The organism is Chryseobacterium kimseyorum (assembly GCF_025971945.1).
GTDB lineage: Bacteria > Bacteroidota > Bacteroidia > Flavobacteriales > Weeksellaceae > Chryseobacterium > Chryseobacterium kimseyorum.
The window spans coordinates 443369-468559 of sequence record NZ_JAPDHW010000002.1 but is presented as its reverse complement, the minus strand read 5'-3'; the positions used below and the strand labels follow the sequence as shown (position 1 = coordinate 468559).

26 protein-coding genes and 1 pseudogene are annotated in these 25191 nt (G+C 36.2%); 8 read left to right on the top strand and 19 right to left on the bottom strand.

Annotated features, from left to right (window positions below; genetic code table 11):
* Nucleotide 1 precedes the first annotated feature (1 nt).
* The 12 genes and pseudogenes from OMO38_RS04835 to OMO38_RS04780 all read right to left on the bottom strand — a co-directional run bounded on the left by OMO38_RS04835 (nt 2) and on the right by OMO38_RS04780 (nt 8294).
* A complete protein-coding gene (locus OMO38_RS04835) occupies nt 2-544 on the bottom strand; it encodes an RNA 2'-phosphotransferase (protein WP_264749085.1) in 543 nt (180 codons plus the stop codon).
* Nucleotides 545-554: 10 nt separating this feature from the next.
* The gene (locus tag OMO38_RS04830; protein ID WP_264749084.1) at nt 555-1496 is read right to left on the bottom strand and encodes an ADP-ribosylglycohydrolase family protein; all 942 of its coding nucleotides are present in this window, start codon (nt 1494-1496) and stop codon (nt 555-557) included.
* The gene (locus tag OMO38_RS04825) at nt 1496-2182 is read right to left on the bottom strand and encodes an SIR2 family NAD-dependent protein deacylase (protein ID WP_264749083.1); all 687 of its coding nucleotides are present in this window, start codon (nt 2180-2182) and stop codon (nt 1496-1498) included. Before OMO38_RS04825 ends, OMO38_RS04830 begins: the two co-directional genes overlap by 1 nt.
* A 4-nt stretch (nt 2183-2186) precedes the next feature.
* The gene (locus OMO38_RS04820) at nt 2187-2693 is read right to left on the bottom strand and encodes an O-acetyl-ADP-ribose deacetylase (protein WP_264749082.1); all 507 of its coding nucleotides are present in this window, start codon (nt 2691-2693) and stop codon (nt 2187-2189) included.
* Between the two features lie 10 nt (nt 2694-2703).
* Nucleotides 2704-3273, bottom strand: a pseudogene (locus OMO38_RS04815) (DUF4291 domain-containing protein).
* Nucleotides 3274-3334: 61 nt separating this feature from the next.
* On the bottom strand, nt 3335-3736 hold the full coding sequence (locus OMO38_RS04810) for an ADP-ribosylation/crystallin J1 (protein ID WP_264749081.1): 402 nt from the start codon (nt 3734-3736) through the stop codon (nt 3335-3337).
* 169 nt (nt 3737-3905) lie between these two features.
* The gene (locus tag OMO38_RS04805) at nt 3906-4379 is read right to left on the bottom strand and encodes a macro domain-containing protein (protein WP_264749080.1); all 474 of its coding nucleotides are present in this window, start codon (nt 4377-4379) and stop codon (nt 3906-3908) included.
* Nucleotides 4380-4384: 5 nt separating this feature from the next.
* On the bottom strand, nt 4385-4792 hold the full coding sequence (locus tag OMO38_RS04800) for a hypothetical protein (protein ID WP_264749079.1): 408 nt from the start codon (nt 4790-4792) through the stop codon (nt 4385-4387).
* A gap of 144 nt (nt 4793-4936) precedes the next feature.
* Complete coding sequence (locus tag OMO38_RS04795) at nt 4937-6007, bottom strand: adenylosuccinate synthetase (protein WP_264749078.1); 1071 nt, start codon at nt 6005-6007, stop codon at nt 4937-4939.
* Nucleotides 6008-6010: 3 nt separating this feature from the next.
* Nucleotides 6011-6865 carry a hypothetical protein gene (locus OMO38_RS04790; RefSeq protein WP_264749077.1) on the bottom strand — a complete coding sequence of 285 codons (855 nt, stop codon included), beginning with the start codon at nt 6863-6865 and terminating at the stop codon, nt 6011-6013.
* A 2-nt stretch (nt 6866-6867) separates the two neighbouring features.
* Nucleotides 6868-7203, bottom strand: a complete 336-nt coding sequence (locus OMO38_RS04785; protein WP_264749076.1) for a hypothetical protein — start codon at nt 7201-7203, stop codon at nt 6868-6870.
* Nucleotides 7204-7598: 395 nt separating this feature from the next.
* Nucleotides 7599-8294, bottom strand: coding sequence for an NUDIX hydrolase (locus OMO38_RS04780; protein ID WP_264749075.1), 696 nt, complete (start codon nt 8292-8294; stop codon nt 7599-7601).
* Nucleotides 8295-8416: 122 nt separating this feature from the next.
* Here OMO38_RS04780 and OMO38_RS04775 point away from each other — a divergent pair, with 122 nt between their 5' ends.
* Complete coding sequence (locus OMO38_RS04775) at nt 8417-9055, top strand: DUF1579 domain-containing protein (protein WP_264749074.1); 639 nt, start codon at nt 8417-8419, stop codon at nt 9053-9055.
* A gap of 62 nt (nt 9056-9117) precedes the next feature.
* Nucleotides 9118-9882: a hypothetical protein gene (locus OMO38_RS04770; protein WP_264749073.1), complete on the top strand. Its 765-nt coding sequence runs from the start codon at nt 9118-9120 to the stop codon at nt 9880-9882.
* 87 nt (nt 9883-9969) lie between these two features.
* On the opposite strand, the gene lepA is transcribed toward OMO38_RS04770, so the two are convergent.
* Both lepA and OMO38_RS04760 read right to left on the bottom strand, forming a co-directional pair.
* On the bottom strand, nt 9970-11766 hold the full coding sequence (gene lepA, locus OMO38_RS04765) for a translation elongation factor 4 (protein WP_056083030.1): 1797 nt from the start codon (nt 11764-11766) through the stop codon (nt 9970-9972).
* 125 nt (nt 11767-11891) lie between these two features.
* Complete coding sequence (locus OMO38_RS04760; protein WP_264749072.1) at nt 11892-12935, bottom strand: hypothetical protein; 1044 nt, start codon at nt 12933-12935, stop codon at nt 11892-11894.
* Between the two features lie 361 nt (nt 12936-13296).
* Here OMO38_RS04760 and OMO38_RS04755 point away from each other — a divergent pair, with 361 nt between their 5' ends.
* Nucleotides 13297-15585: a GH92 family glycosyl hydrolase gene (locus tag OMO38_RS04755; RefSeq protein ID WP_264749071.1), complete on the top strand. Its 2289-nt coding sequence runs from the start codon at nt 13297-13299 to the stop codon at nt 15583-15585.
* A 40-nt stretch (nt 15586-15625) separates the two neighbouring features.
* On the opposite strand, the gene OMO38_RS04750 is transcribed toward OMO38_RS04755, so the two are convergent.
* The 5 genes from OMO38_RS04750 to OMO38_RS04730 all read right to left on the bottom strand — a co-directional run bounded on the left by OMO38_RS04750 (nt 15626) and on the right by OMO38_RS04730 (nt 19662).
* Entirely contained in the window at nt 15626-16660 is a 1035-nt protein-coding gene (locus OMO38_RS04750) for a glycine zipper 2TM domain-containing protein (RefSeq protein WP_264749070.1), read from the bottom strand.
* A gap of 34 nt (nt 16661-16694) precedes the next feature.
* Nucleotides 16695-17723 carry a hypothetical protein gene (locus tag OMO38_RS04745; RefSeq protein ID WP_264749069.1) on the bottom strand — a complete coding sequence of 343 codons (1029 nt, stop codon included), beginning with the start codon at nt 17721-17723 and terminating at the stop codon, nt 16695-16697.
* Nucleotides 17724-17846: 123 nt separating this feature from the next.
* Nucleotides 17847-18359 (bottom strand): hypothetical protein, encoded by a 513-nt coding sequence (locus OMO38_RS04740; protein WP_264749068.1) that lies wholly within the window; start codon nt 18357-18359, stop codon nt 17847-17849.
* A gap of 7 nt (nt 18360-18366) precedes the next feature.
* Nucleotides 18367-19092 carry a hypothetical protein gene (locus OMO38_RS04735; protein WP_264749067.1) on the bottom strand — a complete coding sequence of 242 codons (726 nt, stop codon included), beginning with the start codon at nt 19090-19092 and terminating at the stop codon, nt 18367-18369.
* 18 nt (nt 19093-19110) lie between these two features.
* Entirely contained in the window at nt 19111-19662 is a 552-nt protein-coding gene (locus OMO38_RS04730) for an RNA polymerase sigma factor (protein WP_264749066.1), read from the bottom strand.
* A 186-nt stretch (nt 19663-19848) separates the two neighbouring features.
* On the opposite strand from OMO38_RS04730, the gene OMO38_RS04725 reads away from it, so the two are divergent.
* The 5 genes from OMO38_RS04725 to porW all read left to right on the top strand — a co-directional run bounded on the left by OMO38_RS04725 (nt 19849) and on the right by porW (nt 25191).
* Nucleotides 19849-20601 carry a Rossmann-like and DUF2520 domain-containing protein gene (locus tag OMO38_RS04725; protein WP_264749065.1) on the top strand — a complete coding sequence of 251 codons (753 nt, stop codon included), beginning with the start codon at nt 19849-19851 and terminating at the stop codon, nt 20599-20601.
* A gap of 42 nt (nt 20602-20643) precedes the next feature.
* A complete protein-coding gene (locus OMO38_RS04720; protein ID WP_264749064.1) occupies nt 20644-21399 on the top strand; it encodes an SIMPL domain-containing protein in 756 nt (251 codons plus the stop codon).
* Between the two features lie 14 nt (nt 21400-21413).
* On the top strand, nt 21414-21932 hold the full coding sequence (locus OMO38_RS04715; protein ID WP_264749063.1) for a KdsC family phosphatase: 519 nt from the start codon (nt 21414-21416) through the stop codon (nt 21930-21932).
* A gap of 7 nt (nt 21933-21939) precedes the next feature.
* On the top strand, nt 21940-22494 hold the full coding sequence (locus OMO38_RS04710) for a Maf family protein (protein WP_264749062.1): 555 nt from the start codon (nt 21940-21942) through the stop codon (nt 22492-22494).
* An 87-nt stretch (nt 22495-22581) separates the two neighbouring features.
* Nucleotides 22582-25191, top strand: a complete 2610-nt coding sequence (porW, locus tag OMO38_RS04705; RefSeq protein ID WP_264749061.1) for a type IX secretion system periplasmic lipoprotein PorW/SprE — start codon at nt 22582-22584, stop codon at nt 25189-25191.

The window sequence follows — 25191 nt, the reverse complement described above, 5'->3', positions numbered from 1 at the left end:
TTTATTTTGAAATGTATTTTGCATCAACAAAATCTGTCAGCCAGACATTGTTATCCGAAAGATAAAATTGAACTCCATCATCAAACATCATCTTTGTTTTTATGGTCAGAACAAACGGTTTTCCATGACGCATTCCGACATTGGTTGCAGTTTCTCTATCCTGACTTAAATGAACGTGTTGCCTGCTTCTTTTTTCGATGCCTTTTTCTAATATAGATTGGATATTAGTTTGAGCTGTTCCGTGGTACAAAAATTCCGGCGGTTCTTGTGGAGTCAGAGCCAGATCAATAGCAATCGAATGTCCCTGATTGGCTCTGATTCTGGTTTTATCTTCATTAAAAATAAACCGTCTCTTATTGTTAGTCTGCACGATTTCATCGAGTTCTTCGAAAGTAAAGCCTTGAGAATTGTTGGCCGACTTTGAAATCAGTTCACTAACATTTGCCCAGCCATTTTCATCCAAATTCAAATCGATGAGTTCGGGATGATGCCTGAGAACATAGCTCAGGAATTTGCTTGTGTTTTTCTTCTGCTGTTCGTTCATGGTTTGTATCTTATTTCTTTAACTTATCCGCTAATTTGCCGCAAAGCTTTTCAATATCATCTTTTCTTACCAAACCAGCTACCCATTCTTTAGGAATATTTTCAAAACCATAATAAATCCCTGCAATTCCGCCGGTGATGGCTCCGGTAGTATCGGTATCATCTCCCAGATTCACGGCTTTCAATACTGCTTCAGAATAACTTTCAGTAGTGAGAAAGCACCAGAGAGAAGCTTCTAAACTTGAAAGAACATAGCCTGAAGAACTAATAGTTTCCTCGTCATATTTTGAAATATCATTTTTTAAAACTCTGTCAAAAAGTTGAATCTCTTTTGGGTTGAAACCTTGCTCTTCCGCAAATTTTAAAGCTGTTTTTTGACTATCAGCATAAGCTTCTGTTTTATTTTTTCCTTTAATCAATTCAATAGCAAAAATCACATAGATGAAGCACGCAAAAACAGAACGAAAATGCCCGTGAGTAATTGATGAGACTTCTTTTACGGTTTGATATAGCTTTTTAATATTTTCTTCGTTTTTAAGATAAAAAGCTAAAGGAAGAATTCTCATTAAAGAACCATTCCCATTATCTTCTTCAAATATATTACCTGAAAATTTTGCACTTTCTCCCTTAATCAATCTCGCAATTGAATGTCTTGTTGTTCCGCCAATGTCGAAAAGTCTTCCGTGAGCGGTCCAATGTCCATATTTATTCCATTTTACAAAACTTTCTCCGATTTTTTCTAAGTCGTAACCTTTTATCAATACTTCTGCAAGACAAAGTGTTAAAGAACTATCGTCGCTCCAAGTGCCCTTCGGCTGATTCCAAGATCCGAATTCCCGCATATCTTCAACAGGAAAGGTTTTTAAAGTTTCTCTTGTATTAAATTCCACCGGAACGCCCAAAGCGTCGCCAACGCATACTCCAAAGATTCCGGATTTTATTACATTTTCCATCAGGCTAAATTTAAAAGTTTATCAAACAACAATTTCATTCCCTTTGTTGCGGTTTCTTTCATCACTACAGCTCTTTGTCCATACCCAAAACCAGTCTCATTGGGATTAATAACGATCAACAGACAATCATCTTTAATATCATGAAGCAATCCTGCCGCCGGATAAACCTGCAAAGAAGTTCCGATCACCAGAAAAATATCGGCTTCCCTTGCTTTTTCAGTAGCTTCCTTCATCAATGGAACATCTTCTCCAAACCAGACGATAAACGGTCTCAATTGTGCTCCATCCTCTGCTTTGTCGCCAATGTTGATGTCGCCTTTCTGGTCGTAAGTCAAACTTTTATTGTTGCTCGAGCAGGATTTAAACAATTCGCCATGAAGATGAATGATATTTGTCGACCCTGCTCTTTCATGTAGATCATCGATATTCTGAGTGATGATTTGAACTTCGAAATGTTTTTCTAATTCTGCAATAAGCTTGTGCGCATCATTGGGTTCTACTTCATGAAGCTGGCGGCGACGCTGGTTGTAAAATTCAAGAACCAGTTCTCTGTCTTTTCTCCAGCCTTCAGGACTTGCTACATCGGTGATGCTGTGATTTTCCCAGAGACCATCTCCGTCTCTGAATGTTTTTATTCCGCTTTCGGCACTAATTCCGGCACCGGAAAGTATGGTTAGTTTTTTCATTGTGTTATTCTAATAATCGTTTATAAATTTTTTCATTCTCATCATCGAAGCAAACAAAAATTACTTTCTCAATAATTTCAGATTCAAAACTATTTACTTCCTTCACGGCAATTTTTGCAGCCCGTTCTTTAGGAAATCTGTAAACTCCAGTGCTGATATTGGGAAAGGAAATCGTTTTCACACCAAGACTCTCTGCCAACTTTAAAGAGTTTTTATAGCAATTTGCCAAAAGTTCGGAACATTCTTCTTCATTGTTATTCCAAATCGGCCCAACCGTATGGATTACGTATTTTGCAGGAAGATTTCCGGCTGTTGTTACTACTGCTTCTCCTGTTTTACATTTTCCCTGTCTGTTTCTTATTTCTTTGCATTCCTCCAAAATCTTTTGCCCGCCGGCACGATGAATGGCTCCGTCAACTCCACCGCCACCAAGTAATGATGAGTTGGCTGCGTTAGCGACAGCGTCTACATTTATTTGGGTGATATCACCTTTTAATAACTCAATTTTCATAACTTTAATTTTAGTTTAACCTTAATTTCTTATTTAAATTTTCATCATCAAATAGCAACTGTTTCTCGTCGGGAAGAACTAACTTATCTAAATCATCCTTAAGAACAAATTGATATTGTTCTTTCACAAAATCTGAAATATTTTCAATTAAAATAATATCTTCCTGAGCAAAAGACCGGATGAAATCATTTCTTAATCCAATCTGGATTGCTTTTCTCTCTAATTTATTTCCAAAAGGATCATGATCCGGATCCCACTGCAATCTCACGGAAGATTCTTTCACCTGCTCTTGCCATTCTTCTTTCGATAATTCTAACCTTTCGTTGTAGGAAGAATAAACTGCATTTTCTAAGTACTTATTAAAAGCGTCAATTTTTAAATGAATTGCCAAAACATATTCCTGCCCATCCTTTCTTCCCCATCCATTTCGGTACATCATCCAAAGAAAATTGGGTTTTATCTAGGTCATTCTTTCTAAACTGAAAGCTCCGCCAAAATATTGATTTTTAACTGCAAATTCACCGATTTCTTTACGATAAGACTGGTAAACAATTATTTTTTCATCATCATATTGTGCCATGATATGATATCCTTTTTGAGGCTAGTCCTGTAGTTGTTGTTTATAACTTTTAAGTTTAAGTTTAAGTTTCATTTTTTAATTTTAAAATTAAATTCTCAATTTCAGTGTTTTCAGATTTCCTGAAATCATTCCCAATAAATACATTTGTGACTTCAATACTTCCAATAATTGCCTGATTAAATTTGTCTAATTTCTTCTGACGGCACCCACAACTCATTATGATTTCTTGCTCCGACATTCTGGGCAGGATATTGATTTGCAATTGGGTTACAAAACCTAAATAATTTCCTGCTTCATCTCTGGTATTCCATTTTTCTGCAATTTCGGAGGCATAACTTTCGTCTAAAACGGGATAGAAAATGGGTTGCCACTCTAATCTTGGCGGAAACTTTTTGAAATTGCTTTCTAAAATTAAAACCATTTCTTTTTCTCCGACTGGTCTGTAAAGTGTTGTTGTTTTCATTGTTTTTAAATTTTGATTTTTTTATGAATGTCAGTTTTTCATTATAGCACTTAAACCAGCAATTTTGTTTGTCATTCCGTAGGAATCTCAACACACTGAAAATAAAGCGGTTTAGATTCCTACGGAATGACAATACACCTTTAAAGAGTAGATTATATCAAATTAATTTTTATTCAAAATCGTAAACATATACTTCCACGTTATTTTTCAGCAATGTTCTTTCAATCATTGGTTCTATTTCTTCCCATCGTCCTCCAGCCAAACCGCATCCAATTCTCGGCATATGGACACTTGCATTTAATTTTAAAGCTTCATCAATTAGTTTATTTAAACATTTTTCTACTGCTTCGTATCTAATTGGAGGAATTCCTTTCAAATTAGTCATTGTTTTATGTTGACCGATCATATTACAAACCAAAATATTTTCTTCAACTTTAACGATCTGAATTTCACCGAGATGAAAATTTTCTTTGCTCTGAAACCATTTTCGATATTCAGTTTCAGGTAGCTTCCATCTTTTAGAAATTGCCATTACAAAACCTTTTCCCCAACCACCGATATCGTTACAGATATGGGCAATGATTTTATTTCCTTCAGTCTTCGGATTTGTTGCGTCTCCTTTCAAACATATTATTGTTTTCATGGTCATTAAATTCTAATTTTGTTTAAACATAGACACTTTTCAATATTTTTTAATGTTCCGCTTTTTCTTTTTTCATCTGAATTAAAATCAATCGCTAGAAAATGAGTACAGTTTGAAATTGCATAATTGTCTCGTTCCAAATCAGAAATAAAGTCTCCTTTAATTTCCCATTTTCCAGCTTTTGTTTTAAACGTACTGGCAAAATATCTCGGTTTTTGTCCGATATGAAGCAGCATTACATTTTCAGATTTATCTTTTAGATATTCCATCATTAAAGTATCAACTCCACAAAAATCTCCAATGATAAATTTACATTCGGAAAGATCGAAATCTTTTAACCGTTCAATATAAAACTGATTAAATTTTTCCAAAGACAAGTTTCCGTTTCCAAAAACATATATTTTTTTCATCATTCCATTTGTATTTTTAAATGTTGTTCTGTAAGTATCGGCTAAAGCCGTCGAATTTTTTCATTATAAAAATAGACTAAAGCCCATTCCTATTGATCTAGTGCTGATGTAAAAATGTTTCTTTTAAAATTACTTAATATTTTTTCATCAATTAATTTTTCTAAAATCTTTTGAATAAGGAGAATAAGAACCATAAATCTCATCAAATTTCACATCAAGATTATCTATTTTAAATTCCACATCCGATTGATCCAGACAGGTCACCACCAGATTTTTTTTATTGGCAGCAACATAGGCTTCATCCACTTTCAGAGCATAATTTAATAAATTATAATCTAAATCTCCAAAGCGAAGATCCTTTTGATATTCATTAAAAATACAGGTTTCCTCTTCATTGTTTTTTAATTTCAACTCCCTTTCATTGCTCATCCATCCGCTTCCGTGGCGGGTTGAATAACTTCTCGTGACGTAAAACATTTCGATATTTTCAATATTTAACAATTTACAGATTTCAGATGCGTTTTTTGATGTCGTGTTGGCAAAAGTGACGTTCGGAAAAACGCCGTGATCCATATCCAGTAAAATTCCCTGACTGCCTTCAAAAATAAGATGGTTTAAAGAATTCAGATAAGAATAACCTTCAATCTTCCAGTTAATGGCATCGACTGCTTCCAAAAAATCCTGTAACGCATTTTGAATCTCCTGACCTTCTTCAAAACCATAATAATTGGCAATGCCTTTTAATTTTTCAATCAACATTGATCTTGGAGCAATCAAATCAACTGCAAATAATTTAAACGGACTTTCATTTCGCTTCATCGTTGCTCCGACACCTTTCCCGCAGGTTCCGTGTTCTAAGTTTCTGACATTTTTTCTGTTGCTGAAAACGTCAAATGGCGTGGTAACTTTTGCCAGTGGATGAATATGAAGTTCGGTATTTCCGTTTTTCTTCTTTAATTCTTCCATTTCGTTGAACAGAAAAGTTGGATGAATCGTGCAGTGTTCCGTAAAATAGGATGGTAATCCTCTTAAAGCACCGCTTGCAAAACTTGAGTGAATATGCTTTTTATTATCCATCATAACGGTATGCGCCGCCTGCTGTCCACCAGAAAAACGAATAACCACAGACTCAGGATTTTGCTGAGCCAGAAAATCGGTAGTGATTCCTTTTCCTTCATCACCAAAACCTAAGCCTATAATTATTTGCGCTGTTTTCATTTTTTAGAACATTTGAATATTATTAATATCACCTAAATCTTTAGTTTTAAACTGATTTTCATTAAATCTGCTGCAGACAATCTCTTTAATTACCTTTGGAACATCTCTGTAATCTTCGATGGATAAACAGTTTTGTCCAAGTAAATCTTTCCAGCCCTGATCTGCATTCACCGCCTGTCCGGAATGCAGAACACTGATGTGGAAAACTTCATATCTCTTTTTAGCTTCTTCCAACAATTCTGTATGTTTAAAACTCTGTTGGCCGCTTCCCATAATTTCTCTGATGGCTGAAGCAGGAAGTGTTTTCAGGCATGGTTCGTCGCCTACCGTGAAAAGTAATCCTTTCTGACCTCTCTTTTCAAATGCATCGGTTCTGGTATGAAAAGCAGCAAAATACCAAGCCAGTAAATAACTTTCGCCGGCATTTCCGCCCCCACCGGATTCAATATAGGTTCTTGTCAGCCACATATCCAGTTCTTCATCACCAGATTCAAACTGACCGACCTGCAAAGGATAGCTGTCACATTCGTGATCTCCGATTCCCAGGAACAGAAGCGCTGGATCAGGAACTCCACCTTGGATAATACCACCCATTAATTTTGGAAGGCCTTCTTTAATTAATTCATGAGGAATATGTCCCATGCTTCCGGTCACATCCAGACCTAAAATAATAGGAACCGAATTCGGGTGAACCGAAGAATCTCTGGATTCCCTGAAAGAAATGCCTTTTGGATTCATTGATTCGTGAGCCATTCTCTTTGCATTCTGAGTGAAAATTTCACCGGCAGATTTTGATGCATACCCTTCTCTTTTTGCTCTGTCGTAACGAGCGTCCATGTCGTATCGTGTACTTCCCATAACTAAAATTTTTTGCCAAATAAATACTCAAATCTTTTTCTGGAAACTTCAAGCTGAATATTTAAATTTCTGATTAATAATGATAATTCTATGTCTTTCTGAACGAATGCATCCGGCTGAAAATCTACAAATGTCAGACTGTTTTTGTCTAGCGGACTGATGTCGATCAAACCTTCCTGTTCGCGTTCCAGTCTTTTTATTTTCAGTTCAATATCTTCCACCCTACGCCTGTATATCAATTCTGAATCTTCCCCAATTGTTCGTGCGCGGTCTTCTCTGATCTGGTCATTGTTTCTTTTTAATGACTCGATAAATCTGGGTTTTAAGTCTTCTTCCATAATTAAATTTTATTTGTGTTGTTTTTACGCTAATTTAAATATGCATAGTAAGCTCAATCTTTAATCTTAAAACACTTTTAATTGCGTTATTGTTACACAAATGTAAAAAGCTTTAACTTTTCTTGCAAATTTATTTGTGTTAATTTTACGCTAATTAATTTAAATAATTGATTTTCAGTAAAAAAAATTCACATTAAATAGATCAAACAAGTATCTTTCACAAATTCCACAATTGATTTATTGCTCATTTAAGTTTCGGCTAAAGCCAATGGACTGTTTGTTTATTAAAAAAACGGGCTGAAGCCCGTTCCTATTGATGTAAAAAATTCTGATTATATTGATATTAGAATTTTGTTCCTTTATGTAAATAATAGTGATATTAGTTTTTTAAGAAATCATTTAATCTCAAAATAAAAACCTTCCTCCTCAAGCTCTTTATACTTCTCCTGATTAAATGTGAACAGTTTCCCAGGCCTTCCGCTGCCCTCTTTTTTAAACTGGGAAGTTTCGTTGAGAAGTCCATAACTCATGATTTTTTTTCTGAAATTCCGTCTGTCGATTTCTTTTCCGATGATGGTGGTATAAAGATTTTCAAGTTCAGAAAAAACAAATTCATCATTCAGAAGATTAAAACCGACCGGCTGATACTGGATTTTTGTGCGGAGTCTCTTTAACGCGATGTCAATAATTTTCTGATGGTCAAACGCAAGTTTCGGAAGCTGATTAATACTGAACCACTGTGCATCATCTGCATCGGAATCGGCAAACAGTTCGTGGTAAGAAGGATTAACCAAACCTAAATAAGCTACTGAAACTACCCGATTTCTCGGATCACGGCCTGTGTTCCCAAAAGTATAGAGTTGTTCCAGAAAATCAGGCTTTATGCCCGCCTCTTCCTGCAATTCTCTTTTTACGGCATCGTCAAGATTTTCATCATCCAAAACCAAACCTCCAGGCAGAGCCCAGCCGCCTTTGAACGGTTCAACATTTCGTTTAATCAAAAGAATGTGTAAATCTTTCTTATCAAAATATCCGAAAATAACGGCATCGACGGCAACTTTGATATCCTGTAGTTTTTTTAGAGAATCCATAATTTAATTTGCGTTATGAATACACAAAATTATGAATTAGAAATCTGAATTTCAAGATTAAAAATTTTTTTTTTGAATTTAATAAATAACTAAATTTATAATCATTTTAAAACTAAGTAATTATGAGAAAATTAATTGTCGCAGCCAGCGCTGCAATGCTATTTATCGCTTGTGATAAAGTAAAGATGGATGTCAAAACAGATTCAGACGCAACTGCATCGAGAGAAAAAGAAGAATGGAAACCTGTAGATTCTGCAACCGCTACCAAAGCCTGGATGGAATTTGCAACACCGGGAGAAATGCAGAAAATGCTCGCAAAATCTGACGGCGTATGGTCCGGAGAAAATACCATGTGGATGGAAGACGGCGGAAAACCCACTACCAGCACCTCAACAACGACCAACAAAATGATTTTTGACGGACGTTACCAAACCAGCGAACATAAAGGCGATTTTATGGGAATGCCTTTCGAAGGAATGAGCATCACAGGCTATGACAATTCTAAAAAGAAATTCATCAGCACCTGGATCGACAACATGGGAACAGGATTTATGAACATGGAAGGTGAATGGAATGCTGCCAAAAAATCCATTGAATTTAAAGGCAAAATGACCGATCCGGCAAGACCCGGCAAAGACTGCGACGTGAGGGAAGTCTACACTTTTGTGGATGACACCCATCAGACTTTAGAAATGTACGGCCCTGATTCTAAAACCGGCAAAGAATATAAGACCATGGAGATAAAATATACTAAAAAATAAATAATAAACCGTTTCAGTTGAAACGGTTTTTTTGTACATTCAGAATTCTTAGAAAAGATTAAATGAAAAGATTTTTTTTGATTTTAACCATCTTGTTCATTGGCTGCAAAGAAGAAAAAACTTTTGCAGATGATATTGTTTTGAGCTTTCCGAAAGGTGAAAATTTGACTTTTCAGCAATTTAATGAAGGAATTGGAGAAAATGGAACAGGTATAATTTACATTGGTAAAGATACTTCCAAAATTAATGTTCAATATTTTCAGAGTATAATTCCTGCACCTCCTCCTCCGCCAGGATACGAATTTGGTTCTGTTGATATTGGAAAACAAAAGATGATGTCATCTTGTTTTCATGATGCATCTAACCGAATTAAAGACAGTGAAAAACCTGTAAGGTTTGACTCTCTTTCTGAAAAAAATGTTAAAATAGTTGCAAAAATCAAGGATACGATACCTAAATATGCCTTTAACTACGATACTCAAACCCTAAAAAAATATAAGGCTTTCCCCATTTTTATTAAAAATATTTCAGGACAAAAATTAATTCTCACAGAATTTAAAAATCTTCCCTTGACTGTTCTCAATGAAAAAAATAAATGGCAAACAATCTGGAATGACAATGCTTTTGTATGTGGGAATTCCAGGTGGCAATATCGTTATTGGGAATTTAACCCCGATGAAATAATGGTTTTATCTGTAAATTATTTAACTGGAAAAAATAGAGCAAAATTCAAAATATGGACAGGAAATTCTTCATCAGACGAATTTACAATGAATTATGACAAGCAAATCGTAAAAAATCAAAGAAATTATTTTGAAGTAAAATAAGAAAATCCGCAGAAAAAATCTGCGGATCTACTTTATATCAAGCCGTTCCACTTGGCTCTTATAACTTTTTACCTGGCTCTTTGCTTCCTAATCATTCAGCTTCAAAACAGCCATAAATGCTGATTGCGGCACCTCTACTCTACCAATCTGCTTCATTTTCTTCTTCCCTTCTTTTTGCTTTTCAAGTAGCTTTCTCTTTCTTGAAATATCACCACCATAACATTTTGCGGTAACGTCTTTTCTCAAAGCTTTGATGGTTTCTCTGGCGATAACTTTCGCTCCCAAAGCGGCCTGAACAGCGATATCAAACTGCTGTCTCGGGATCAGTTCACGCAGTTTCTCACACATTTTTTTTCCGATGTAATATGCATTTGAATCGTGAATCAATGAAGATAACGCATCTACCATATCTCCGTTGATCAGAATATCCATTTTTACCAGTTTGGAAGAACGCATTCCAATCGGTGAATAATCGAATGATGCATACCCTTTAGAAATAGATTTCAGACGGTCATAAAAGTCGAAAACAACCTCAGCCAATGGCATATTGAAAGTCAGTTCCACTCGGTCTGCCGTCAGATAACTTTGGTTAACGATCTCACCTCTTTTCTCAATACAAAGCGTCATTACAGGACCTACGAAATCAGATTTTGTAATGATTGATGCTTTGATGTATGGTTCTTCCACTCTGTCTAAAAGATTGGGATCAATCATTTCAGACGGGTTATTAATTAAAATGGTAGTTTCAGGATCTTTCTTGGAATATCCGTGGTACGACACGTTGGGAACTGTCGTGATCACATTCATATCAAATTCTCTCTCAAGCCTTTCCTGAACGATTTCCATGTGAAGCATTCCTAAGAATCCGCAACGGAAACCAAAACCAAGTGCTGCAGAACTTTCAGGTTCGAAAACCAGAGAAGCATCATTCAGTCTTAATTTTTCAAGTGAAAATCTCAATTCCTCAAAATCTTCAGATTCTATCGGGTAAATTCCGGCAAAAACCATTGGTTTTACTTCCTCAAAACCATCAATCGGAGCTTCAGCAGGATTCACAAAAGAAGTAATGGTATCTCCCACTTTTACCTCACGGGCATCTTTAATTCCGGAAATAATGTATCCCACATCGCCACATTCAATTGTTTTCTTCGGTACCTGCTTCAGTTTCAAAGTTCCTACTTCGTCAGCACCATACTCTTTTCCGGTAGCGAAGAATTTGATTTTCTCATTTTTAGAAATACTTCCGTTCACCACTTTGAAATACGCTTCAATTCCTCTGAACGGATTGTAAACCGAATCAAAAATCAGTGCCTGAAGCGGCGCTTTCGGATCTCCCACAGGAGCAGGAATTCTTGCAACGATCTGTTCCAGCAATTCGTGCACTCCTTCACCGGTTTTTCCCGAAACACGAAGAACATCCTCGTATTTACATCCGATAAGTCCCATAATTTCGTCGGTAACTTCTTCAGGGTTTGCAGACGGAAGGTCAATTTTATTCAGAATCGGAATAATTTCCAGATCATTTTCCAAAGCTAAATATAAATTACTAATCGTTTGTGCCTGAATACTTTGCGCAGCATCAACGATTAGAAGTGCACCTTCACAAGCCGCAATCGAACGGGAAACTTCGTAAGAAAAATCTACGTGTCCCGGTGTATCGATAAGGTTTAAAATATATTTTTCGCCATTAAGCTCATAATCCATCTGGATGGCGTGAGATTTTATCGTGATCCCACGTTCTTTTTCCAGATCCATATCATCAAGCGTCTGAGATTGTAATTCTCTCTGAGTCACCGTGTTGGTGTACTCCAAAAGACGGTCTGCCAAAGTAGATTTACCGTGGTCAATATGGGCGATTATGCAAAAATTTCGTATGTTTTTCATTTAAGAACTATGTAATTTGCAAAGATAAAAAAAAGAGAGACAAATCGCCTCTCTTAATTTTGCCGTATGAATTTATTTTATCGTTCCTTTTGATAATGTTGAAAATCTCAAATAAATCTCTAGTTTTATTCATTTGAAAAATCATATTCACCAGTTAATGGGTCAATATATATTTCTGTCAGTTCTCCTTTTTTCAGTTTTCTCTGTTGGATGCTCCTTTCAAAAACACTGATCAAACCAACTGCTGCACCTGTATGCATTCCCACTGCGCCTGGAGCAACACCGATAAATACACCTGAGCCACTGGCAGGAAGGACATATCCTCTGTTGCTTAACAGGTAAAATCCTTTTTCATTTTTTAATACTTCCATAAATCCTGAGAAAGTATGTTTATAAATTTTCCCATTTTCAATGTATACAAACATTTCATGTGCTGAAATCTTATCTTTTTTACCGTTTTCATCTTTCACAGCTCTTGTAACTTCATTTTTGCTGTTTCTTTCAAAAACATATTTTCCCTGTAATGGAATCTGACGGAGAAAAGACTGATGGTCTAAATAAATTCCATCTTTAAAATCATTGTTTAGATAAACTTCAGAATTATTTTTCACATAAGATTCGTAGTCAGCAAGAGCATCGAGGGAAACGGAGTTTTCACCTGGCTTTTTCATGTAGGTTTTCTTCACAAACATCGCAAAAACTATAGGAATATTTTTTACTACTGCATCTGAAATATTTTTACTCTTAAAGCTGTAGACCGTATCTCTTTTATACAAAAATGAATACCGGTCACCCTCCTTCAGAAAGGTTTGGGCAGAAAACTCTACGTCAGCCTCAGTTTCTTTACCGGAAGTTTCACCTGTTTTGGCTTTTAATGTTTTTAAAACTAAAACCAATTCCTTTTTTCCTCCTTTATGATTGCTGTCTGTGTACCATTTGCTTAAAAAATCATTTACAGTTCCAGGAAAAATAATTTCCTTTACTTTTTGGTCATCGCCAAAAGGCATTTCTCCTATTTTTTTATCATCTCTCTGATCAATTACTTCCAAAGATTTATAGATATTTCCTTTAGGATTTGAGAGATTTCCGCGCTCCTTAATCATCTCTTCATTTTGGGCAAAAGAAATCATTGAAAGGAAAACAAATGTGATTTGAATGATTTTTTTCATTACTTAAGGTTTATCCAAAAATAAGAATTAAATTAATTCATAATTTTTTTAATAGTACGATTCTTAGATTTATTTTAATCCATCAGTGATGTTTAGAAAAAATCACAAACATTTTTGTCATTCTGAAAGAATTTCAGCGCAGAATTTCCAATTTAACCTAACAGCGTTGTTCAGATCCCTTCGGGATGACAAACAGAGCGGATAGTGCGCGAAATAGAAAACTTATAGAAGATGACATTTAATTCAACGGAAAAATTAGTTTTAACCGAATAAAATTTCAAAATATTCTTCTAATCATTTAACATAAAATCTTTACCTTTTCATTCCAAAATTTCACATTAAGTTTAAACTTATTTTTAAAATGAAAAAAGCGCTTCTACTTCTTTTAATTATACCTTTTACTCAAATAAAATCTCAGTGGATAGAGAAAGCTCCGGAAAATCCTGAAGAATTTGTCAATCCTTTGATCGGAACGCTTTCAAAACCTTCACTTTCTAACGGAAACACCTATCCCGCTGTTGCCGTTCCCCACGGAATGAATCTGTGGACACCTCAGACAGGAAAAAACGGAAACGGTTGGCAATACACTTACGACGCCGACAAAATCAGAGGAATCAAACAGACGCACCAGCCTTCCCCATGGATGAACGATTATGGAATGTTTTCGATTATGCCTGTGACAGGTAAAATGCGTTTTAATGAAGAAGAAAGAGCAAGCTGGTTTTCACATAAATCTGAGGTTTCAAAACCGTATTACTACAGTGTCTATCTTGCCGATCACAATGTAAGTGCCGAATTGACACCTACAGAAAGAGCAGCCCAAATGCGTTTAACTTATCCGGAATCCGGTGATTCGTGGTTTGTAGTGGACGCTTTTGATAAAGGTTCCAGCATTAGCATTATTCCGTCCCAGAATAAAATTGTCGGCTACTCCACACGGTATTCCCGTGGAAAACTGGTAGGTTTTAAAAACTACTTTGTCATTTATGCCGATAAACCATTCACCAAATATTCCACCTGGAAAGACAAAGATTTTGTAAAAGATGCGCTTCAAATTACCGGAGATCATTGTGGCGCAGTAGTCGGTTTTGCTACAAAAACGGGTGAAAAAGTGAACCTGAGAATTGCTTCTTCGTTTATCAGTTTAGAGCAGGCTGAATTAAATTTACAGAGAGAAGTCAGTAAAGATTCATTCGACCAAACTTTAAATAAAGCAAAAACAGCGTGGAATCAAAAATTAAAAAGGGTGGAAATCGCCGGTGGAACGGTTGATCAGATGCGGACTTTCTACTCTTCACTCTACCGGATGCTTTGTTTTCCGCACAAAATGTATGAAGTCGATAAAGACGGAAAAATTGTGCATTACAGTCCGTATTCAGGAAAAACAGAAGCCGGATATCGCTTTGCAGGAACCGGTTTCTGGGACACATTCAGAGCACTCTACCCTTTTCTGAATCTTGTTTATCCCGACATCAATCTTGAAATGCAGAAAGGATTGATCAGTGATTACAGAGAAGGCGGCTGGCTGCCCGAATGGTCGAGTCCCTCCTATTCTGATATTATGATTGGAAACAATTCCGCTTCTGTGGTGGCAGATGCTTATCTCAAAGGTCTGAGAGGTTATGATATCGAAACGTTGTATCAGGCTTTGCTTCACGGTGCCAATAATGAAGGTCCGCAGGCAACAGGAAGACTTGGAATTGAATATTATAAAAAACTGGGTTACGTTCCTTACGATGTAAAGATTAATGAGAATGCTGCACGGACTTTAGAATACGCCTACGATGATTTTGCTATTGCACAGCTCGGAAAAGCCTTGGGTAAACCGCAATCTGAATGGAAAGAATATTACAGACGCTCACAGAATTTTCAGAAAGTGATCGATCCAGAAACAAAATTAGCGCGCGGAAGAAATCAGGATAGAAGTTTTCAGACACCTTTTAATCCTTTTAAATGGGGAGATGCTTTTACAGAAGGAAATTCGTGGCATTACACATGGTCGGTGTTTCAGGATATTGACGGACTGGCAAAACTGATGGGCGGAAGAAAAGAATTCTCGAAAAATTTAGATAAAATATTTGAACTGCCTCCGGTTTATGATGATTCTTATTATGGCTCCACCATTCATGAAATTCAGGAAATGGTGAATGCGAATATGGGACAGTATGCCCACGGAAATCAGCCTGCACAGCACATTATTTACCTCTACAATTATTCAGGTGAACCCTGGAAAACACAGTATTGGGTTCGGGAAACGATGAACCGCCTTTATCAGCCAACACCAGACGGATATTGCGGAGATGAAGACAACGGACAGACCTCGGCTTGGTATATTTTCTCTGCACTTGGGTTTTATCCGGTAACTCCTGCGACAGATCAGTATGTTTTGGGTGCTCCACTTTTTAAAAATGCAAAAATTCATTTGGAAAACGGAAAAACCATTGAAATTAAAGCGGACAAGAACAGCGAAGAAAACCGCTACGTCAATGCGCTGAAATTTAACGGAAAGAAATATTCAAAAAACTGGCTCAGTCATGAAGAACTCATGAAGGGTGCCACCTTGAAATTTGAGATGAGTTCACAGCCTAATAAACAGCGTGGAATTGATGAGAAAGATTTTCCTTATTCGTATTCGACTGATCAAAAATAATATAACAAAAAAAATTGCCTCACAATCGAGGCAATTTTTATTATTCTGTGAAGACAAAATCTCCTGTGAGCGGATCTATGTATATTCTTGTTACAGTCCCGTTTTTAAACCCATATCCTTTTGCCATTTTTCTGCCGGATCCGGATCCAGAATCGATGGCAACTCCGATAGCCGCTCCTACCATACCTCCGGCCATTGCTCCTACCAAAGCACCGGTTCCCATTTTTTCGGGATACATCTGAGCTCTCGAAGCCATAATATAACTTCCGAATTTATCTTTTTTAACTTCTTTAAATACCGTAGCCGTTCCTATATACTGAACTCCGTTATCTACATAACAGAAAACTTCAGCCATCGAAATACTGAGATCCTGCGCGTTATTGATCTTCTTTACTTCACCTTTCTTATTTTTTACTAAGGTATGATTGGGGTCAGGAGTCTGCTCAAAAAAACTTTTATTATTAAAATATACACCATCCTTTAAAACATTTCCCTTCAGTGATTTATTATTATTTGCTAAGTATGCACCGTAATTCTCCAGTTCTTTTTCAGGAATGTAATAAGATAAGACAGGCCTCGTGTAGCAGTTTTTGATAAATTCTGTGATGATATCAGAAGTCGTCTGCGCCAGATTTTTTGCAACTTTGGAATCACTGTTCAATTCCACAAATACATTGTCAAAACGGTCTATGAAATAATACTTATCATTTCTCTTCAGAAAACCTGAGATTTTTATTTTTGCTTTTGCATAAGTCATATTATCGTTAGGAGCCTGCTCATTATAGATTTTTACATCTTCGAGAAGTATCATGATATCGTTATTACCTGTGGTCTTATTATCTTCTGAAAATCTTTTCGAGAAAAAATCGGTTACATTCTCATCCACAAGTTTTACTTCAACAGTTCCCCGCTTATTGGTAATTGAGCCCACACTTTTGTCCTGACGAATGTCTTTTACAGTGAGGGATTTTGTACGTGAATTCTTGTCTTTTAAACTCTGTTTAAAATCGATGATAACCGTTTCCTGTGCAGAAAAAAGTACAGTGACAAAAAGGAATAAAATTATTTTCTTCATTTTAAATGTGATTAAACTTATGATTATACCTGATTTATTTTTTCATAAAATCCTGCGGCAAAATATAATTTCCGGTCAAAGGATCGAGAATTACTTCGGAACCTGCCATCGCACTTCTCTTCTTTGCGGCATTTGCATCAATTGCTGATATGGCAACATTGGCGACCATACTTCCGATCAAACCGCCAATGCCACCACCAAACATAATCATTGGAGAATTAGATTCAGGATAAAGCTCCTCTTTTTTAGCTTCAATGAATAATCCCTGCTCATCTCTGAAAATCTCAACATATCCTACAGGAATTACCTTAAACGGAATTCCGTTGTGTACAAATGCATAAAAGTTTCTGATAGACTCTTTTTTTTCTCCGTTAACCGCCTTCGTCACAACGCCTTTTTTGTCGGTTTCAATGGTAAAACCTGCTTCAGGATTGTGGGTAAAAAAGCTGTAATAATCTTTATAAACACCTTCTTTAAGTCCGTCAGCCTTTAAAATTTCAAGTTTATCTTTCAGAATGGTTGTGTAATCTGAAAGTTCACCTTCAGAGACGGGAAATTCCCACTGTCTGGCTTCGTATGATTTTTTCAGGAGATCGGTGAAGGTAAGCGTCAGCTTTTTAGAAAGATTTTGTGCTAAATAAGGCGTTGTACGCGACGATACGGTGGTAACAGTATCCTTTTTATACAGAAAATGATATCCATCGTCTTTCTTTATAAACGTACTTGCACGGATTTCAAGTTTACCAATAGAGTATTTTTCTTTTGTCTCTTCACTTAAAGCAATATTTTCAAGAAGCAGAACCAGCTCTTCATTTCCTCTCACAGGATTGTACTTGTAAAACCAGTTTTTAAAATCTGTATCGGCGTTATTTTCGAAAACCATATTAACCTGATCTTTGTGAAACTGTACTGCTCCAATTTCGGCAGACGCTCTCTGATCTATAACGGTAAAACTTTTATATGTCTTTTTACTGTCCTTAATCGATTTCGACAGATTTATTGTTTCTGTCTTCTGAGCAGTCACCATAATTGTAGCTAAAAGAAAAAACAGGATTTTTTTCATGACGGAATTTTTACAAAAATATAGAATCGCTTTGTAAAATCCTGCTAATATCTCTCTATCTCTGAAATTAAACGACCCTCACAATAAATTGTAAGGGTCGTCCAACATTAAAAAAATAAACTATTATGGGTTTTGTCTGGGTTTTGAGCCCTTATTATTCCCGTTGTGAGGTTTTTTCTCATTCATCTTATCTCTCATCATTACCTCAGACTGAAACAACTTCAAAACTTTCTGGCACGGAATGACGGTTTGCATCTTTTCCGCATATTTTTTTTTATTATCTAATAATTTCTGTCCTAAATCAAAACTCTGCTGAAGTCTCACCTTTGCCTCTTCTTCACTGAGTTTTTCAGGATCAAAATTTGAATCAAACTGATTCTGTATTTTTTTCTGATTATCTAAATACTCATTATATACTGTCGTAAACTCAGTCTTATCTTCCGGTGCAATCTGAAGAATATCAATAACCATATTATTTCTGAATTCTTTCAGGAGTTCTTTCCTTTGTTCAGGAGAAAAACTGTTAATGACTTCTTTCCTCTTTTCACGACTCATATTTTTCCAATCATAATTCTTGATTTGCGCATTGAGCCCAAAACCCGATATTATAAAAAGTATAAATATTATTTTTTTCATCTTTATTTTAATTATATAAGTCTAAATAAACATCCTGACTTGAATTATTGGCCAATTCTGCAATTTCAGAACTTGTAAGTGACTCAATATATTCATTCATCTGAGCTTCTGGTTTTGTAGAAACCGGTTTCAAAGTCTGTGGCTTTGTATCGGTTTTCTCAGGAATGTTGGCGACTGTTCTTATCTGTGTATTGATCTGCTGATTGTCAATTGTTTGATTGCTGCTTTCAACAGAAGTTAAATCTGATTGTAAGGTCTCATAAGCAATCTCACTTTCTTTTTTAGGTGCAGATGTACTGGCAAGATTTTCCGTTGCTCCCGCGTTGATATTTGAATCAGAAAAAGAATTATACAAAAATGTTGATCCAAAAATCAATGCCAGCGAAGCGGCTGCTGCATAACCCCAGTTTAATTTAAATATCGGAGCTTTCTTATCTGCTTTGATCTCGCTTAACACCTTATTTTGAATGTTCTCAAACATCTTATCCGGAACCTGATAAATGTTTTTACGTTCTAATATTTCCAAATCAAAACCATTCACTCTTTCCATCACGTTTTTTTGAATATTCTCAAAAATATGATCGTGAACTTGATAAATGTTTTTGCGTTCTAAATTATCCAGATCAAAATCATTCACCTGCCCCAATACTCTATCCTGAATATTTTCAAACATATTTTCAGGAACTTTGTAAATGTTCTTGCGTTCTAATTTATCTAGATCAAAATCTTTCATGTCGTTGGTTCTAAAAAATTATCTTTCGTAATTTTCTTTAATATATTCTTCTATTTTCTGCTTGGCATAGTGATAATTTGTTTTTAACGTTCCCACCGACATATCCACAATTTTAGATATTTCTTCATAGGGCAAATCATCATAATACCGCATCATAAATACCAGGTTCTGCTTCTCAGGCAGGCTTTGTATGGCTTTCTGCAGGAATATCTGTATTTCCTCAGCATCACTGTGCGTATTGTCAGCCACCAAGTTTTGCATATAATATTCCGGATCTTCATCCGTTTTCTGCATTTTCTTCAGTTTATTAATCTGTTGCAGAGCTTCATTGGTCGCAATTCTGTACAGCCATGTGTATAGCTGACTATCATTTTTGAACTGGTGAAAATTCTGATAAGCTTTGATGAATGTCTCCTGCAATGTGTCCTGAGCAAGGTCACCGTCAACAATGATTCTTCTGATATGCCAATACAATCTACTCTGATAAGCATCCATCAGCACACGAACTCCCTTCTCCTGAGTTCGGGGGTTTTGCATTAGCGCAATAATCTCTGCGTCTTTAATCTTCATAAGATGCTTTCATTGTTTTGGATTACAAAAGTATTTAAAAGTTAAATTACTTATTCAATTTTGAGTCCAAATGTTTTAATAATTAATTTAATACATATTATCAACAGCGAGCTCTTGCTTAAAAAACCTACAATGTGTAATCTTCAGCTTCTTTCCCCAGTCAACCTAAAATCTTATCTTTGTTTTATGCAAGTTGTTATTATCGGTTCCGGAAATGTAGCCTATCATTTGGCTAAAGCCTTTACGCAGAAAAATATTCCTTTGGCTCAAATATTTGGGAGAAATAAGGAAGCTTTAGGCAAAATATCTGAGGAATTACACATTCCTTTTTCCAGTGATTTTCTGGAAGATGCAGATGTATATATCATTTGCGTAAGTGACAGCTCTGTAGAAAATGTGTCTGAATTAATCACTAAAAAAGATTGTCTCGTTGCTCATACATCGGGTTCTTTACCCAAAGAAATATTGGCTGGAAACTACAGAAAATCAAGCTTTTATCCTTTGCAGACTTTTTCAAGGACTAAAGAACTGGATTATTCAAAAATTCCATTCTTTATTGAAACTGAAAATTTTGATGACCAAAAACTGTTAACTGATTTGGCATCTCTAATTTCAGAAAACGTAATGGAGAGCAGTCATGAAAAAAGAAAATACATTCACCTTACTGCAGTTTTTGCATGCAATTTTGTAAATCATCTTTTTTCGAAGGCAAAAGAAATTTCAGATGCTCAGGAAATTCCGTTTGATTATTTTTTGCCCTTAATTGATGAAACGGTGAAGAAAATTCATGAAATTGAACCGAAAGCAGCACAGACCGGGCCCGCTGTGAGAAACGATCAAAGAGTCTTAGAACTTCATGAGCAGTTGCTGAAAGACGAAAGTCTTGAGATTTATAAAACAATGAATCATTCTATAAAAAAAATGTATGATTTAGAATAAAAACACGGCAATTTGTTATCTTTGAGGAAATCACATCATAAAATGAAAACAAATTTCGTCCCTTCGCTGATCATCGGTATCGCAGTAATTATTACCGCATTTATTTTAGGTTCAAGTTTTAAAAACAGAAATGTAAAACAGGACACCATATCTGTCACGGGTCTGGGATCCAAAGATTTCATGTCTGATGAAATACGGTGGGGAGGAAGTTTTGATGCCTCGGCGATGGATGCAAAAGATGCGTACAACATAATTCTGCAGGATAAAGAAAAAGTAAAAGCTTTTTTCCAGAGCAAGGGTTTCAAAAATGGTGAATTTTCTTTTGGAGGTGTTAACTTTTCGAAATCTTACCGCACCGTGACAAGCAGAGATTCTGAAGGAGTCGAAAAATCTGAAGAGATTTTTGATGGTTACAAAGCCACACAAAGTATTTCTTTCACGGCAAGGAAAAATCCGGATCTGATGAGAAAAATAGAAACCGTAATGGATAAAACGGCAGAACTCATCAACAGTGGAGTACAGTTTGAGCCTGGAACGCCGCAATATACTTATTCTGATCTTGCTTCGCTGAAGCATAACCTTATAGAAGCCGGTGCAAAAGATGCCATGCAGAGAGCCGAAAAAATTGTTAATACTGCAGACGGAAGTCTTGGCAAACTGAAAGATGCTTCAATGGGCGTATTTCAAATTACAGCAAAAGGCTCAACCGATGAAGACAGCTATGGTGGAAACTTTGATACCTCAAGCAAAGCAAAATCTGCAAGAATCACGGTAAGGCTGACTTACAATTTAGATTAAATGATATTCAATACATGAGTTATAAAGAAAAATTAAAAGATATAAAGGCCTTTGTTTTTGATGTAGACGGAGTTTTTACTGATGGAAGCGTTTACTTAATGCCTGGCGGAAACATGAGCAGAGTGATGAATGTTTTGGATGGTTATGCCGTTGTAAAAGCTTTGAAAAACAATTATCTGATTGGCGTGATCACTGGAGGAAATGATGAAATGGTAAGACACCGGATCAATTATCTCGGAATTGAAGATTACTACGCAAAATCACATGATAAAATGATCGATTATGCTGATTTTAAAGCTAAATACAATCTCAAAAATGAGGAAATTCTGACGATGGGAGACGACCTTCCGGATATTCACATGATGCAGAACTCAGCGATATCTACCTGCCCGGAAAATGCAGTTCCGGAAATCAAAAATATTGCAGATTATATTTCACAAAAGCAGGGTGGAAGCGGTGCAGTACGCGATGTGATTGAACAGGTGATGAAAGTCCAGGGAAAATGGCATGATGACAATACACAATCTGTTTAAATTAAATATGAAAATACTTTTAGCATCACAATCTCCACGAAGAAGAGAATTGCTTAGCAGTTTAGGATTTGATTTTGAAGTCGTAAAAATTGACTGCGAAGAGATTTTGCCAGAAAATATAGCAATAAAAGATGCTGCAGCATATCTGTCTGAATTAAAAGCAGATGCATTCAGAAAATTAGAAAAGGATGAAGTTTTACTGACTGCAGATACTGTTGTAGCTATTGATAATCAGATTTTAGGTAAACCGAAAGATGAGGCTGACGCGAAAAATATGCTGCAGAAACTTTCGGGAAAAACACATCAGGTGTATACGGGAATTTCTGTTAAAACATTAGATAAAACCATTACAGAAACAGATGTTGCTGATGTAGAAATGGAAGAAATTTCAGATGATGAAATTGATTTTTATGTAAAAAACTACAGACCTTTCGACAAAGCTGGAAGCTACGGCATCCAGGAATGGCTCGGAATGGCAAAAATTAAAAACATGAACGGCAGCTTCTACACCATTATGGGACTTCCTACCCATTTGGTTTACAAAATTTTAAATGAAATATAAATAATTTCCCCACAAAATTTTATTATTTTTACAGAATCATCAATCTGATCGGATAATAAAAAGCAGATTAGAGAGTTATATTGAATAATGAAAAAGAATATTATATTCCTTTTGGCAGCGATTATCGTTGTTTCATGCAGTACAAAGGTAAAAAAGCCTGAAGCAAGATCTAAATTTCTGAAAGGTTTTTCCACATATTACAATACCCTTTTTAATGCAAAAGATGCATTGAACAGTGAATTTACAGACAGAGACAAAGCTCATAAAGATAATTTTTATGCGCCTTATATTCCTATTTTAACCTACGAAGACCAGCCTGTAGGAAGCGACCTGGGACAATCATCTGCTTTCGCAGAAAACTCTATGAAAATGGCGGAAGTTAACCGTCCTTCTCAGTCTGGCAGCAAAAGTGCACCGGGAATGCCTCCCAATGGGCCAAACGGAATGTCTGGAATGCCTCAGGATCCTAACAATCTGCAAGGAGGGAATAAAGGAGCTACAATACTTGAAATTGCTGAAGCAAAAGCCTTAAAGGCAATCGGGAAATATTCGGTTATCAGAAAAGGTGAGGAGCAGAATAAAACCATATTTGATGCGTATATTATTTTGGTGCAATCCCGAATTTATCAGGGAAAATCAAGACAGGCTCTCGATGCACTGAACTATGTTTTCACTCACATGAAGGAAGATAAAAGACTTCCTTTAGCGCGGGTTTATGAAGGTTTAGCCTATGCACAGCTTAAAGATTACTACAAATCTGATCAGGTTTTTGCAAAACTTAAAAGTGACGGAATCAGTAAAAATCATGATAAGCTTCTAAGTATTTACTACTCAGAATCACTTCTGGATGCCGGAAAAAAAGAAGAAGCCATCAAAGAACTTGACCGTGCATTTGAACTGAACGGAAACAGAAAACTGAAAAGCAGAATTGCCTTTCTGAGAGGTCAGGTTTTATCTGAATTAGGAAGAAACGAACCGGCCCGTGAAAGTTTTGCGGCAGCTTACAAATATGCCAATGATTTTGAATTTGAAGTGAAATCTCAAATAGAAATTGCTAAAACCTTTAACGGAAAAGGTAATTACGACGGCGCAAGAAAATATCTTGAGGATATCAGCAAAAAAGGTACTTACGCTTCAAGAAAAAATGAATTTTACTATGCACTGGGTCTGATGGCCAGCAAGGCCGGAAAACCAGATGAAGGACAGGAATATTTCAGAAGATCACTTTTGGAAAAAGTTTCAGATCCGCAGGTGAGAGGCTTAACGTATTATGAAATCGGAAGAAGATATTTAGATAAAAATGATTACATCGGCGCAGGTGCCTATTACGATTCTGCATTGGTTACAATGACCTATGAACCTTCAAAGATACTCTTAAAAGATCAGTCTGAAAACATTAAGAAAATCTCCAAAAACTATTATTTAATTAGAAAAAATGACAGTATTCTGACGATTGCTAAGATGTCTGATGCACAGAAAACTGATTATTTTGCCAAACATATCGAAAAACTGAAAGCTAAAGAGGCCAAAGATGAACTCGAAAGACTGCGTGCCGAAAGGAACAAAGGTTTTGATACAGGAGATTATAATGCAAACTCTCTTTTTGCCAACAGCTCAAATTCTTTTGAAGATTTTGGAACAGCCACTAAGGGTTTTTATTATGAAAATACAGGAACTGTAAGCAAAGGTACATCAACATTTAAGCAGGTTTGGGGTGACCGGGCTTTGGTAGATAACTGGCGATATTCAAAGAAAATGGCATCTATTGAAGATCTGAAAAATGAAGCTCTGGGAGTTAATACAGCACCCAACCCAAGACGTTTTGAGCCGGCTTATTATATCGAGCAGATCCCAAATGATGAGGGAAGACTGTCACAACTGAAAAAAGACAGAGATACTGCATCCTTAGGTTTGGGAATTATGTATCAGAACTATTTTACCAATACTCCTTTAGCCACAAAAACGCTCTATGATTTGGTTGATGTAAAACCTGAAGAAAAAGTAATGTTGCAGGCTTTATACGAGATTTTTGCAATGAATTACGAGAAAAATCCGCAGTCTTCTGCTAAAGCAAAACAGATCCTGCTGTCAGACTATCCTTACAGTTCTTATGCAGAATTTGCAAGAAATCCTAAAAATAATACGTTTGTAAAGTCATCTCCAGACACAGAAAATGATTATAAGATGGCCTATGCTTTATTTGAATCTGAAAAATTTACAGAGAGCCAAAACATGATTGATCAGGCAATTCAGAAAAATCCAAAAGACGCACTTGTTCCCAAATTATCTCTTCTGAATGCTTTTAATGCTGGAAAATCGAGTGGGAAAGAAGTAATGATCCTCCAGCTGGAACAGATTGTGCTCAATTACGGAAAAACTCCTGAAGGCGAGAAAGCTAAAGAAATGCTGAATTATCTGAAAAGCGAGATTGCATTTCAGTCGACAGATAACAAAGGGAATGTAATACCTCAAAACCCCGGAAATAATAGCGTTCCACAAACTCCTACAGGCTTTGGACAGCCTAGGCAAAATATGGGACAATCACAAAATATAACGGCACCCGGGAACCAGAATAATCCGCTTCCCAACAGTTCACAACCCGTAAACAATGCCATACAGACTGGTGTACCTAAAAAGCCCAGTATGAATAATCAACAGCTTCAGCCGGCAGTACAAGTCCCGGCACAGACTAAATAA

Excerpts from the sequence above, each read along its gene's own strand:
- OMO38_RS04780 (WP_264749075.1), bottom strand. The coding sequence starts at position 8,294 with ATGGATTCTCTAAAAAAACTACAGGATATCAAAGTTGCCGTCGATGCC.
- OMO38_RS04715 (WP_264749063.1), top strand. The coding sequence starts at position 21,414 with ATGAGTTATAAAGAAAAATTAAAAGATATAAAGGCCTTTGTTTTTGAT.
- OMO38_RS04725 (WP_264749065.1), top strand. The coding sequence starts at position 19,849 with ATGCAAGTTGTTATTATCGGTTCCGGAAATGTAGCCTATCATTTGGCT.
- OMO38_RS04785 (WP_264749076.1), bottom strand. The coding sequence starts at position 7,203 with ATGGAAGAAGACTTAAAACCCAGATTTATCGAGTCATTAAAAAGAAAC.
- OMO38_RS04835 (WP_264749085.1), bottom strand. The coding sequence starts at position 544 with ATGAACGAACAGCAGAAGAAAAACACAAGCAAATTCCTGAGCTATGTT.
- OMO38_RS04745 (WP_264749069.1), bottom strand. The coding sequence starts at position 17,723 with ATGAAAAAAATCCTGTTTTTTCTTTTAGCTACAATTATGGTGACTGCT.
- OMO38_RS04770 (WP_264749073.1), top strand. The coding sequence starts at position 9,118 with ATGAAAAGATTTTTTTTGATTTTAACCATCTTGTTCATTGGCTGCAAA.
- OMO38_RS04810 (WP_264749081.1), bottom strand. The coding sequence starts at position 3,736 with ATGAAAACAACAACACTTTACAGACCAGTCGGAGAAAAAGAAATGGTT.
- OMO38_RS04795 (WP_264749078.1), bottom strand. The coding sequence starts at position 6,007 with ATGAAAACAGCGCAAATAATTATAGGCTTAGGTTTTGGTGATGAAGGA.
- OMO38_RS04830 (WP_264749084.1), bottom strand. The coding sequence starts at position 1,496 with ATGGAAAATGTAATAAAATCCGGAATCTTTGGAGTATGCGTTGGCGAC.
- lepA (WP_056083030.1), bottom strand. The coding sequence starts at position 11,766 with ATGAAAAACATACGAAATTTTTGCATAATCGCCCATATTGACCACGGT.
- OMO38_RS04730 (WP_264749066.1), bottom strand. The coding sequence starts at position 19,662 with ATGAAGATTAAAGACGCAGAGATTATTGCGCTAATGCAAAACCCCCGA.
- OMO38_RS04750 (WP_264749070.1), bottom strand. The coding sequence starts at position 16,660 with ATGAAGAAAATAATTTTATTCCTTTTTGTCACTGTACTTTTTTCTGCA.
- OMO38_RS04790 (WP_264749077.1), bottom strand. The coding sequence starts at position 6,865 with ATGGGAAGTACACGATACGACATGGACGCTCGTTACGACAGAGCAAAA.
- OMO38_RS04755 (WP_264749071.1), top strand. The coding sequence starts at position 13,297 with ATGAAAAAAGCGCTTCTACTTCTTTTAATTATACCTTTTACTCAAATA.
- porW (WP_264749061.1), top strand. The coding sequence starts at position 22,582 with ATGAAAAAGAATATTATATTCCTTTTGGCAGCGATTATCGTTGTTTCA.
- OMO38_RS04820 (WP_264749082.1), bottom strand. The coding sequence starts at position 2,693 with ATGAAAATTGAGTTATTAAAAGGTGATATCACCCAAATAAATGTAGAC.
- OMO38_RS04760 (WP_264749072.1), bottom strand. The coding sequence starts at position 12,935 with ATGAAAAAAATCATTCAAATCACATTTGTTTTCCTTTCAATGATTTCT.
- OMO38_RS04740 (WP_264749068.1), bottom strand. The coding sequence starts at position 18,359 with ATGAAAAAAATAATATTTATACTTTTTATAATATCGGGTTTTGGGCTC.
- OMO38_RS04720 (WP_264749064.1), top strand. The coding sequence starts at position 20,644 with ATGAAAACAAATTTCGTCCCTTCGCTGATCATCGGTATCGCAGTAATT.
- OMO38_RS04800 (WP_264749079.1), bottom strand. The coding sequence starts at position 4,792 with ATGATGAAAAAAATATATGTTTTTGGAAACGGAAACTTGTCTTTGGAA.
- OMO38_RS04775 (WP_264749074.1), top strand. The coding sequence starts at position 8,417 with ATGAGAAAATTAATTGTCGCAGCCAGCGCTGCAATGCTATTTATCGCT.
- OMO38_RS04825 (WP_264749083.1), bottom strand. The coding sequence starts at position 2,182 with ATGAAAAAACTAACCATACTTTCCGGTGCCGGAATTAGTGCCGAAAGC.
- OMO38_RS04710 (WP_264749062.1), top strand. The coding sequence starts at position 21,940 with ATGAAAATACTTTTAGCATCACAATCTCCACGAAGAAGAGAATTGCTT.
- OMO38_RS04735 (WP_264749067.1), bottom strand. The coding sequence starts at position 19,092 with ATGAAAGATTTTGATCTAGATAAATTAGAACGCAAGAACATTTACAAA.
- OMO38_RS04805 (WP_264749080.1), bottom strand. The coding sequence starts at position 4,379 with ATGAAAACAATAATATGTTTGAAAGGAGACGCAACAAATCCGAAGACT.